Annotated in this window: 11 protein-coding genes; 3 read left to right on the top strand and 8 right to left on the bottom strand. The window is 57.4% G+C overall.

All coding sequences use genetic code 11. From position 1 onward, the window contains the following. Positions 1-314 precede the first annotated feature (314 nt). Together AB8516_RS12535 and AB8516_RS12530 are read left to right on the top strand one after the other, a co-directional pair. Positions 315-1,817, top strand: a complete 1,503-nt coding sequence (locus AB8516_RS12535; RefSeq protein WP_369161090.1) for a diguanylate cyclase — start codon at positions 315-317, stop codon at positions 1,815-1,817. Continuing rightward, positions 1,814-2,821 (top strand): extracellular solute-binding protein, encoded by a 1,008-nt coding sequence (locus tag AB8516_RS12530; RefSeq protein ID WP_369161088.1) that lies wholly within the window; start codon positions 1,814-1,816, stop codon positions 2,819-2,821. Before AB8516_RS12535 ends, AB8516_RS12530 begins: the two co-directional genes overlap by 4 nt. Before the next feature lie 50 nt (positions 2,822-2,871). Here AB8516_RS12530 and AB8516_RS12525 read toward each other — a convergent pair whose 3' ends face one another. Genes AB8516_RS12525 through AB8516_RS12510 form a run of 4 tightly spaced genes read right to left on the bottom strand, consistent with a single transcriptional unit; the run spans position 2,872 to position 7,334 of the window. Continuing rightward, entirely contained in the window at positions 2,872-4,494 is a 1,623-nt protein-coding gene (locus tag AB8516_RS12525; RefSeq protein WP_369161086.1) for an NAD(P)-binding protein, read from the bottom strand. Between the two features lie 2 nt (positions 4,495-4,496). Further along, positions 4,497-5,489: a thiamine pyrophosphate-dependent enzyme gene (locus AB8516_RS12520; protein WP_369161084.1), complete on the bottom strand. Its 993-nt coding sequence runs from the start codon at positions 5,487-5,489 to the stop codon at positions 4,497-4,499. Between the two features lie 11 nt (positions 5,490-5,500). Beyond that, positions 5,501-6,757 (bottom strand): transketolase C-terminal domain-containing protein, encoded by a 1,257-nt coding sequence (locus AB8516_RS12515; RefSeq protein ID WP_369161082.1) that lies wholly within the window; start codon positions 6,755-6,757, stop codon positions 5,501-5,503. After that, a complete protein-coding gene (locus AB8516_RS12510) occupies positions 6,750-7,334 on the bottom strand; it encodes a 2-oxoacid:acceptor oxidoreductase family protein (protein ID WP_369161080.1) in 585 nt (194 codons plus the stop codon). Before AB8516_RS12510 ends, AB8516_RS12515 begins: the two co-directional genes overlap by 8 nt. 316 nt (positions 7,335-7,650) lie before the next feature. Between AB8516_RS12510 and AB8516_RS12505 the strand changes: the two genes are divergently transcribed. Further along, positions 7,651-8,592 (top strand): LysR substrate-binding domain-containing protein, encoded by a 942-nt coding sequence (locus AB8516_RS12505; RefSeq protein ID WP_369161078.1) that lies wholly within the window; start codon positions 7,651-7,653, stop codon positions 8,590-8,592. Between the two features lie 57 nt (positions 8,593-8,649). Here AB8516_RS12505 and xerC read toward each other — a convergent pair whose 3' ends face one another. From xerC to AB8516_RS12485, 4 genes are read right to left on the bottom strand one after another with little or no spacing between them, the layout of a single operon-like run. After that, the gene (gene xerC / locus AB8516_RS12500; RefSeq protein WP_369161076.1) at positions 8,650-9,567 is read right to left on the bottom strand and encodes a tyrosine recombinase XerC; all 918 of its coding nucleotides are present in this window, start codon (positions 9,565-9,567) and stop codon (positions 8,650-8,652) included. 5 nt (positions 9,568-9,572) lie between these two features. Then, entirely contained in the window at positions 9,573-10,268 is a 696-nt protein-coding gene (locus AB8516_RS12495; protein ID WP_108289678.1) for a DUF484 family protein, read from the bottom strand. Next, complete coding sequence (dapF, locus tag AB8516_RS12490; RefSeq protein ID WP_369161074.1) at positions 10,265-11,095, bottom strand: diaminopimelate epimerase; 831 nt, start codon at positions 11,093-11,095, stop codon at positions 10,265-10,267. The genes AB8516_RS12495 and dapF overlap by 4 nt, the downstream gene beginning before the upstream one ends. Then, positions 11,092-11,226, bottom strand: a complete 135-nt coding sequence (locus AB8516_RS12485; RefSeq protein ID WP_369161072.1) for an LPS translocon maturation chaperone LptM — start codon at positions 11,224-11,226, stop codon at positions 11,092-11,094. Before AB8516_RS12485 ends, dapF begins: the two co-directional genes overlap by 4 nt. Positions 11,227-11,401: the final 175 nt, after the last annotated feature.

The following is an 11,401-nucleotide window of genomic DNA, read 5'->3' as shown; positions in this document are numbered from 1 at the left end:
GATCCGGTATGGGAAATAGATGATCCACACTCTAAGATTAAGAGTAATACGTACGCCAGATACGTATCACCTAACTAGGGCCTGTTAACACTAATCCAATGTGCCCTGCTGGGGCTGTTTTCGTGCCCAGCAAGGCAGAATGAGGGAGGTGTAGTCATTCTACATGAGCGAATGATAACGCCGCTGGGGGCGAAAACAGCCCCAGACCTTCGGGTTGCGCCCCGAAGGAAGTGCCCTTGGGTGCGCCTTGATCGGCGCTTTTTCAGACGCAACAGGGCGCAATGGATTAGTGTTAACAGGCCCTAGATAACACAATGATCTTCAGACAACGACATCACTATCTGTTCATCCTACTGATATTTGGCATTCTTGCTCCGCTCTTGCTTTGGGCCAGCGCCCATTTCACCCGCCAGCATGGATTGACGGAACTGGCCGAGGAGACAGAAAACGATCTAATGATCTTTACGCGCAAGCTGGAGGATTACCTGACCGGTTATGACCGGCTTGTCGGTTCCGTGGCCGCAAGTCGACAGGTTGGCGCCCTGCTTAGAAATTCCCGGGATAAAAAGATCGTCAGTGCGGCGAATACCTATCTCCAGACACTCAACGAGGAGGTGCGTGCCAGTGCGATCTATGTGATGAATCTCGACGGCAATACCCTTGCCGCCAGCAACTGGCAGGTGGAGAAGACCTTCGTCGGTAAAAATTACGGCTTTCGCTACTATTTCCAACGTGCTGCAAAAGGCCTGATGGGGCGCGAGGTGGCGGTTGGCACGACCTCCGGCGTGTTGGGGTACTATGTCGCCCGCCCAGTTCTCGATCCCGGATCGGATCAGATCATTGGTGTTGCGGTGATCAAAGTCACTCTGGACGAGTTGGGTCTGCTTTTCTCCGACCTGGATCTACGCCTGTTGGTGGCCGACCGGGATGGTGTGATCTTTCTCACCAGTGAATCAACATGGCGCCTGAAGAGTCTGCGACCGATAACCGCCACAAAAATAGACAAGATACGCCGGTTCAAACGCTATGCGGATTCTCTTTTCACACTTTTACCGATGCGTGGGGAGCGATACTGGGACGGTGTCTCAAAACTGGTGGTACACGATGATGGGGTGGAGTATCTGACACAGGCCACGCTATTGCCCTCCCGTGGATGGGAGATGCATGTTTTCAAGCCGACCCAAGAAGTGGATGAACATGTCTACTTTTCCGTGACTGCCAGCCTCATGCTGAGCGCGCTGCTCTTTCTGACGGCACTTTACATGAATCAGAGGTATCGCTATCTGAAAGATTTGAAGGCAGCGGCTATCCACGATTTTCTAACCGGTCTCTATACCCGGCGTTATATGGAGGATGCCGCCAATGCCCAGATCAGCCGGATCGATCGCGGTCAGGTGAATACTATTTCGGTGGCCATGATCGATATCGATCACTTCAAGCAGGTCAACGACGAGTTCGGTCATCGGGCGGGTGATCAGGTATTGCGTGCGGTAGGCAAGGCTATCGCTTCTGAGGTGCGCCAGGGTGACATACCGGTCCGATATGGCGGTGAAGAGTTTCTGGTGATCATCAACGCATGTAATGAGTGTGATGCGGCCCACTTGGTACACCGAATCCTTGAGCGGCTTAAAAGTCTGCATTTTCGTGGTCCCATCCGAAAGCTTAAAATCACAGCGAGTGCCGGTGTCGCCCACTATCGGAAAGAGGATACCTTGGAAGATCTCCTGCAGCGGGCGGATGAGTTGCTTTACAGGGCGAAGGAGGATGGGCGGGACCGCTACTACGACGACGAATGCAAAAAGCTGGAAACGCCATGATCAGATTTTGCATAATCCTCATAGTCACGCTGTTCGTCACACCGATCTCAGCGTCCGATGAATTATTGGTTATCTACGGTTCCCGTCAACAGGCGTTGATGGCGCCCCTCCTGCAGGCCTATCAGGCATCAAGAGGGGTAGCGGTCCGGTATGTTCAGGATAAGTCCGATAAATTGTTGCAACGCCTGGCTGAGGAGGGTGATGCGTCTTCGGCAGATCTGCTGCTGACGGCTGATATCGGTGTATTGGAAGCTGCAAGGGAGATGGGTCTGTTGCAGGCAAAGCAATCTCAGCTGCTCAGCAGCCTGATACCGGCTAAATACAGAGACCCTCAGGGCTTTTGGTACGGACTCTCCCTGCGCGCCCGGATGCTGCTGTATGTCCCCGGTCGTATCCCCCGGTTTGAATTGCGGGATTATGCGGATCTATCATCTTCCGCGCTCAAGGGGCGGGTCTGCATGCGTGAATTGAAGCACGTCTACAATCAGTCATTGATCGCCGCCCTGGTCGCGCGTTGGGGCGAGAAGAGAGTGAGAAAGTGGTTAAGCGGGGTGATCTCCAATCTGGCCAGACCGCCACAGGGGGGGGATCGTGATCAGGTGCGTGCGATAGCGAAGGGGGAATGCGATGTGGCGGTGGTCAACAGCTACTATTTTGCCATGATGTTGGACAGCGACAATGAGAGGGATCGGGAAGTCGCAAACCGGGTGTCCCGGGTCTGGCCTGAATCTGGCGTGCATGTGAATATCAGTGGTGGTGGAGTCACTCATCATTCACCGCACCCTCAATTGGCGATCGATTTCCTGGAGTTTCTGGCCGGGTTTGACAGCCAGCGCCTGTTCGCTGAGCTCAATCATGAATATCCTGCTGTGCTGGGCGTGCCCGTGTCACACACTTTAATGCGATTGGGTGCGTTTGAAGCGGACTTTCGTCCATTGGCGCTGATTGCCCGCCAGCGTGAGAAGGCTTCAATAGTGATTCATGACCTCTCAGATACAGACTAAACGATTGTGCGGCATTTTATGAAAAAAGCCTTCCCTGGCAACATGACGAATCAGATATTCTCGGGTTCCATTTTGATTGCACCGCAAGGGCACTCCGCGGCGCACATACCACATCCCTTGCAGTAGTCATACTTGAACTCGAATCGATTGCCCGGTCCCAGCTTGGTGATGGCGTTGTCGGGGCAGACGCCATAGCAGTTGTCGCACTCGAAGCAGTTGCCGCAGGACATGCAACGGCGTGCCTCGTAGGCGGCATTGACCTCATCCAGGTCCCCCACCACCTCCGCGAATCCGCTCTGACGCCGGACGATGTCGAGCATCGGCCGTACCGTGCGGGGAGCGTCTGAGTAGTACCAGGTGTTCATCTTGGCGATGTCGGCAATTTCGTGTTTATCGGGTTTGATGTAGGTCTCCCCCTTGAGCCAGGCATCGATACTGCGGGCGGCATGCTTGCCATGGCCGATGGCGGTGGTCACCGTGCGCGCGGAGGGCGCCATGTCGCCGCCGGCGAAGATGCCTTCGGCGCCGGTCATCATCTGCCGGTCGACCTGTACCGAGTCTGCTTCGATCCTGACCCCCTCCAGGGGTGTCAGCAGATCGGTCTCGACCCGCTGGCCTAGGGCCTGGATCACCACGTCCGCAGCGAACGGCTCGAACTGACCTGACGGTTGAGGCCACTGCGCTTCGCCGTCGACCATCAGTTCCAACTGCAGGCTGCCGTCCCGGATCTCACGGATCGCCCGCAAGGGCAGTATCTCCACCCCCTCTTCCAGGGCCTCACGGATCTCCATCTCATGGGCCGGCATCTTCTCACGCGCCTCGAAGACCACCAGGGTGACCCGGGTCGCCCCCATGCGGATGGCGGTGCGGGCCACGTCGATGGCGGTGTTGCCGCCGCCATAGACCGCTACATGGCCACGCAGCGCCACATGCTCCTCCTCCTCGACCGAACGCAGCAGGCTGACGGCGTCGAGCACCGGCACGCTGTCGTCGGCGGGGATCTCGATCCGTTTGGCCTGCTGCGCGCCAATGGCGAGGAATACTGCATCGAAGCCATTGGCCTGCTTGAAGCCCTGGATGTCGTCGATGCGGGTGTTCAGCACGATCTCCACCCCCATCGCCTCGATACGCTGAATCTCCGCCTTCAGCTTTTCCCGCGGCATGCGGTACTTGGGGATGCCGTAGCGCACCATGCCGCCAGCCTGGGGGGAGGTCTCATAGACGGTAACCTGGTGACCGAAGCGGCACAGGTGGTAGGCGCAGGCGAGTCCGGCCGGACCGGCACCGACCACCATCACCCGCTTGCCGGTGTCCCGGCCCGGTTCGACCTTCCAGCCCTGGCGCAAGGCTTGGTCGCCGAGAAAGCGTTCCACCGAGTTGATCCCTACCGCGTCGTCCACATGGACCCGGTTACAGGCGCCCTCGCAAGAGTGGTAACAGACCCGTCCCATGACGGCGGGAAAAGGATTGTTGAGCATGATCTCCCGCCAGGCCTTTTCGTAGTGGCCCTCTTCCGCATGGTAGAGCCAGGCTTGGATATTCTCGCCTGCCGGACAGGCGTTGTTGCAGGGAGGCAGGCGGTCAAGGTAGACCGGCCGATCGGTACGCCAGGAACCGGTCTTGTTGAGCAGACTGCTGCCCACGTCGAGGGTAATCGCAAAGGGTTTTTTCATGCTCAGTCTCCCTGCTCGTCGATGAGGCCGAAACGGCGGATATTGTTGTCCGCCACCGTCTGAAGCTGGGCCAGCTGTGTCTCGTTCTTCAGGGTGTGGGCGAAGCGGCGCTGTAGTATGAGGTAGTCCGATACCGGAACCTTGCGGCGGATCTTGGTGGAGGCGGTGATTTCACCGTACTCCGCCTCGAACAGGGGATAGAGTCCGCTCTCCACGGCGAGCCGGGCGATCTTCACCGTATCCGCGGGCTTGGAGCCCCAGCCCAGGGGGCAGGGCACGAAGACCTGGATGTAACGGGCGCCCCGGATAGACATGGCCTTTTCCACCTTGGCTTCCAGGTCATGCAGCCGGTCCACGCTGGCGGTCGCCACGTAGGGGATGCCGTGGGCCATGGCGATCAGGGGTAGATTCTTACCCTTGTCGAAGTCGGCCCCAGGTTCCGGACCCACCGGCATGGTGGTGGCGGTGCGCGCCGAGCCGGGTGTGGCGGAAGAGCGCTGCACCCCGGTGTTCATGTAGGCCTGGTTGTCGTAGCAGATGTAGAGCACGTCATCGTTGCGCTCGAACATGCCGGAGAGGGCGCCGAAACCGATATCGGTGGTGCCCCCGTCGCCGCCCTGGGCGATGACCCGCACATTCTCCCGGCCCTTGACCCGCATGGCCGCGGCGATGCCGGTGGCCACAGAGGGGGCGTTACCGAACAGTGAGTGCATCCAGGGGATGCGCCAGGCCGACTCAGGATAAGGGGTGGTGAACACCTCCAGACAGCCGGTTGCATTGGCGGCGATCAGCTGGTTGTCGGTGGCGCGCATGGCGGCATCGATGGCGTATCGCGCGCCCAGGGCTTCGCCGCACCCCTGACAGGCGCGGTGGCCGGAGTCGAGGGAATTCGAGCGGTCCATGGTCGCCTGTACCGTACGCTGGGCCTCGTCGAGCAGGCGATTGCCCACAGTGAGGGTGCCGGTTTGATAGAATTTCACTTGTTGATGTGGCATGTCACTCCTCCTCAGGCTGTCTTGGCGGCTTCGACAACGCCAACCTCACGCAGGATGTTTTCCGCCGCAGATCCGGAACGGGTGTGTGCCTGCTCCCGCGCCAGCTCCCGTTCCACGATGTCGCACTTGATATCGAGAAAGCCGGTCTCTTCCAAATCGTCCTGCATCGCCCGTTCAAACAGATCGGTAAGTGACTTGCGGGTGATGGGGCGTCCACCGAGTCCGCCGATGACTGTGTAGACAGGTGTACTCAAGCCACGGGTCGACATGCGCACATTGTTGGCAACGATGCCGCCCATGCCCACCGCCAGGCATTTCTCGAACACCACAACCCGTTGGCACTCCAGCAGTGCCTTTCGCAGGAGTTCCTTGGGGAAGGGTCGGTAGCAACGGAGGGATATGGCGCCAATCTTGTGTCCCGCATCGCGCATCGTGTCGATCACATCGGCGATGGTACCGATCACAGAGCCGAGGGTGACGATGATGGTCTCCGCATCCTCTGTCCGGTAGTTGGATATGAGCCCTCCCGAGTCGCGCCCGAAGATGGTTTTGAACTCCTCAGCGATCTCCGGGATCAGCTCCAGGGCCTGCAGCTGTTTGTGGTGGGCCAGGTAACGCACTTCGGTGAAGGCCTCAGGCCCCACCATGGCGCCGATGGAGATCGGCTCCGCCGGATCGAGCACCTGACGCGGCTCGAAAGGTGGGAGAAAGCGGTCCACCTGTTCCTGCTCGGGTATATCCATCCGCTCGTAGGCATGGGTGAGGATGAAGCCGTCCACGCAGACCATCACCGGCATACTCAGCTTCTCGGCGATGCGAAAGGCCTGGATATGCAGATCCAAGGCCTCCTGGTTGGTCTCGGCGAAGAGCTGGATCCAGCCGGCGTCACGCATGGACATGGAGTCAGACTGATCGTTCCAGATGTTGATCGGTGCGCCGATGGCCCGGTTGCCCACCGTCATCACGATGGGCAGGCCGAGACCGGAGGCGTTGTAGACCGCCTCGGCCATATAGAGCAGGCCCTGGCTGGCGGTGGCGGTGTAGGAGCGGGCGCCGGCGGCGGAGGAACCAATGGCCACGGAGAGGGCCGCAAACTCCGACTCCACGTTGATGAACTCGCACTGTTTCAGGCTGCCGCTCTTCACCATCGTCCCCAGGTCCTCCACGATGTGGGTCTGGGGGGTGATGGGATAGGCGCAGATTACCTCGGGGCGGCAGAGGGCCACTGCTTCCGCGATACCGTGTGAACCTTCGATCTGCTTAAGCATGGGTCGCCTCCTGCAGCGCCGAAGTCTGCGCCATCGCGTAGGCGACCTTGGCCGCGGTGATATTGGCCTGGCCCACCTTACCGGGGAACTTGGTCTCGATCGCCTCGATCACCGAGTCGATCTTGATCACTCCGGTGACCGCCGAGAGGGCGCCGAGCAGGACCGCGTTAGGCACCGGACGCTTGACATGGGTCAGTGCGATGTCGGTGGCGGGCACGGTGCAGACATGTCCGTCGGGCAGGTGTTCGACGGCATTTTCGATGCCGAGCTCTTCGATGGTCTTGCCGGTATTGATCAGCAGATGGCCGTCTTCGGTGAGACCGTTGAAGACGTCGATGGCATTGAAAAGAGTCGGATCCTGAATGATCAGGATATCCGGTTCTAGTACCGGTTCGCGCAGACGTATCGGCTGATCGTCGATACGGCAGAAGGCGACCACCGGGGCGCCCATGCGTTCGGAGCCGAAGCTCGGTACCGCCTGGGCGTGTTTGTCTTCGAGGAAGGCGGCGACGGAGAGCATTTCGGCGGCAGAGACGACCCCCTGGCCACCGCGTCCGTGGATGCGGATCTGAAACATGTGTCTTTTCTCCTGTTAGGTAGATTATCCGGCGGCCTTGTGAGCAGACGGACGAACCTGACGGATTGGGTGAATCCGTACACCTGGTGAACAAAAAGATGATGCGTACTTGTTCTTGTCGCCGGAAAAATACCGGCGCGAGTTATGGTGCTGCATTGCATGAGCGCTTTCTGTTGTAACGGCCGATGGGTTGTGGCTGTGTGGCGCTCTTGTAGGCGTGAATTCAGGCTGTATCCGAATCCACGGGAGTGAAGTATCTACAGGCCAATTAATAATGTAAAATAATATATAGTGCATATATATAAATATTAATGATATGGATCTCAGGCAACTTAAGTCATTGGTGCTCCTGGTTGAATACGATTACAGCGTGAGCCGCACAGCGCAGAGTCTGCATCTGGTTCAACCTGCTGTCTCCCAGCACATCAAACAGCTTGAGGCGAACCTGGGTACAAGACTGTTTTTGCGCCAGGGCAAACGACTGGTTGGTTTGACTGAGGCAGGGGAAAGGGTCGTCCACTATTCGCGCAACATCCAGGCCGATATGGCCAATATCCTGGCGGTGGGTCAGGATCATGTATCCGAGGATGTCGGTACCCTGCGTATCGGCACCACCCATACACAGGCGCGTTATGTGCTACCGCCGGTCATCCGGCAGTTCAGCCGGGCTTACCCGAAAGTGGAGCTCCAGATACTGGAGGGCAGGCCGCAGCAGCTGGTCGACATGGCGGTACAGGACAAAGTGGATTTTGCCATCTGTACCGAAGCGCTGAGCGACAACCCGGCACTGCTGGCGATACCCTGCAACCGGTGGAATCGCTGTCTCATAGCGCCGGATTCACATGCAGTGCTTAGACGCAAGCAAATCACCCTCAAAGCACTCTGTAGATACCCGATCATCACTTATGTAGTCGGGTTTACGGGCCGCGGGCATCTGAATGACACATTCAGCAATGCAGGGCTGATGCCGCATGTGGTCTTGAGTGCCACGGACACCGATGTGATCAAGACCTACGTCAGAGAGGGCTTGGGAATCGGCATCATCGCGGAATTGGCCTATGAGCGTGAAAAGGATCAAGACCTGGGGATGCGGGAATTGAATCACCTGTTTCCCTGGGAGGTGACGAAAATCGGCTATCGAAGGGATAAATTTCTACGCAATCATCAACAGCGGTTTATCGATCTGTTTCAGGCTGCGTCCGCACGCATGGAAAGCGCCGCAGAGACTGCTGATCGGATTAGCGCTAACAGGCCCTAGGGTACAGGGTGAAACAATCGTCACCCTGTAATGACTGTTTACATCCCATTCTCCGTCTCAATCCCGCTTCTTCTTCGCTCTGGGGTGGGCCCGGTCATAGACATCGGCCAGGTGTTGAAAGTCAAGATGGGTATATATCTGGGTGGTGCTGATGTTGGCATGCCCCAGCAGTTCCTGAACGGCGCGTAAATCGCCAGACGATTCCAACAGATGAGTGGCGAAGGAGTGACGCAGCAGATGAGGGTGGACATTGCGGGGTGTTCCCTGGGCGATGGACCAGGAATGGAGTTGTCGCTGAATGGTGCTGCGATTGATTCGCCTGCCCCGAACTCCGACAAAGAGTGCGGTCTCATCTTCAGTCGCCATTTGCGGCCTGATCGCAAACCATTGCTCAAGGGCCTGTTTGGCAATTTTGCCCACCGGCAGGCGTCTCGCTTTCGCCCCCTTGCCTGTGACCTCGACCAGCTGTTCCTTGAGGTCGATATCCTGCAGATTGAGGTTTACCAGTTCCGCCAGGCGCAGTCCGGATGAATAGAAAAGTTCCATGATCGCTCCATCGCGGACAGCGACCGGGGAATCGTCGGTGATATCCAAGAGGCGATTGACCTGATCCGGGTCGAGGGTGACAGGCAGCTTACGCCGCACCTTGGGTGCACGGACACCGAGTGCCGGGTTGGAATCAAGCTGCTGTTCCCGAATGAGAAAATTAAACAGTCCGCGCAGGCTGGAGAGTTCGCGATGCAGGCTTTTGGCCGCCAGTCCCACCCGGTGTCGTGTTGCGATGTAGTGCCTGATATGGTGTTGAGTGATCTCTTCCCAGCGGGTTAACTGCTGCTGCTCCAACCAGGCCATAGCCGCTTTCAGATCACGTTTGTAGCTCTCCAGGGTGCGGGGCGAGAGGCGTCGTTCATGCCGCAGGTAGTCAAAATAATGCGCTATCCACTCCTGGAGTTGCAGGCTGCTGGGAGTGGACACGGAGACTATATACCGGGGAGGGAGACGGCCTGCAGGGTGCGGCTGATTATCTCCCCAAGGCGGGTGAGAAATTCGGTGCCATGATGAGGGGCGAACCGATCGGCATCACAGCTACCGATGGCGAGCAGACCGAGCACGCCCTCGCTCTTCAGCGGGATCAATGCAGTAGAGGCGATTCGATCGCCTTCGGTACCGAATATATAGTCGAGCTGATCCTGGTCGAGTTTTCCGCAGATCGGTTGGTTTTGACTGAAGAACTGTTCAAATGTGTCGGTTTGGCCACTCAGGGTCTCGTCCAAATGCTCATCGATATGGCTGGCGGAGAAAAGTCTCAACTCCACGGCATCGGCCTTGAAATCGTCATGCAACTCATCTTCCAGTGCATTCAAGACCTCTTCGAAGGTGGCCGCATCAATCAGTTCCAGGGTCAGCCGGTGCATGCGATCCTGTAGCTGGTCATTGGTTCGCGCAACCTCCAGCAGTTTCGAGAGCTTTTGTTGAGACTCTTGAAGTTGGCTGCGTAGCGCCTCGACCTGGCGTTCGATCAGAGAGACAGCCACACCGCTCTCGTGAGGTATCTCGATCTTGCCGAGCAGTTCCGGGTGGTTGGCGAAGAAATCGGGGTGGTGATTCAGGTATTCGACCACCTGTTCTTCCAGTTCATCCACATGTGTAGATTCTTTCGGGGCTTTTTGTTTCATAGGTCGATGGTTCCTTCGTACACGATCTCTGCCGGACCTTCAATAAGTACGGGTTGGCCTTCTGAGTGCCACTTTACCACAAGATCGCCTCCAGGTAGGTGTACCAAGACCTCTTCATCAAGCAGACCAAGCCGGCGGCCGGCTGCTACGGCTGCGCAGGCGCCTGAGCCACAGGCCAGCGTTTCTCCGGTGCCGCGCTCAAACACACGCAGCCGGATATCTGTGGTGCGGACGATCTGCATGAAGCCGACATTGGTGCGTTGGGGGAATCGGGGGTGATTCTCGATCAATGGCCCCAGTTTTGCCACCTCCGCCTGATCGACACAGGGTACGACTAGCACCGCATGCGGATTTCCCATCGATACCGCAGACAATGATACCTGTTGATCGTCGACATCCAGGAGATAGGTGTTTGCTTGTTGTGGCGCTGTAAAGGGTATCAATGCAGGCTCGAAGATGGGAGCGCCCATGTCGACCTCCACATGGCCGTCAGCCAAGTGTCGCAGGGAAATCTTGCCTGCCAGAGTTTCGACCGGTATTGAAGATTTTGTGCTCAGCCCCTTCTCTTTGACAAATCGGGCAAAGCAGCGTGCGCCATTGCCGCAAGCCTCGACTTCTGAACCGTCGGCATTGTAGATTCGATAATAGAAATCGGTATCGGCCGATTCGGGGGGTTCGATCAGCAATATTTGGTCGCAACCGATACCGAAGTGCCTGTCTGCCAGTTTTTGCAGTGCCTGTGGCGATAAATCGATACGTTGACTGATCGCATCGATCACCACAAAGTCATTGCCGAGACCGTGCATTTTAGTGAAATGGAGTTTCATGAACCTTGCGCTTCTGCCGTTTTATCGGGCTGCTCCTTATCCGGCATGAAGAGCGGTCCCTTCTGGCCGCATGCAGTGATGATCAGGAGTAGCGCCAACAATAGAATTTTTGATTGCAGTTGAATTGGCACCGGTTCTCTCCCGTTACTTGTATCCCAGACTCTGCATGCTTAGCATACATCAATTGATGTCACTAGGGCATTCACGGAAGGTTTGGCTGTGTCCATCCCAATTGTGGTGGCTGGTGCATAGATGATAATGGTGAAACCAACCGCTACAATAACTGCTGTCGTCGGGGCCATTACG

It is taken from the genome of Candidatus Thiodiazotropha sp. LNASS1 (assembly GCF_964212655.1).
In the GTDB taxonomy this organism is placed as follows: domain Bacteria; phylum Pseudomonadota; class Gammaproteobacteria; order Chromatiales; family Chromatiaceae; genus Thiodiazotropha.
The sequence above is the reverse complement of the archived record's forward strand: the minus strand, read 5'-3'. Positions and strand labels throughout refer to the sequence as shown.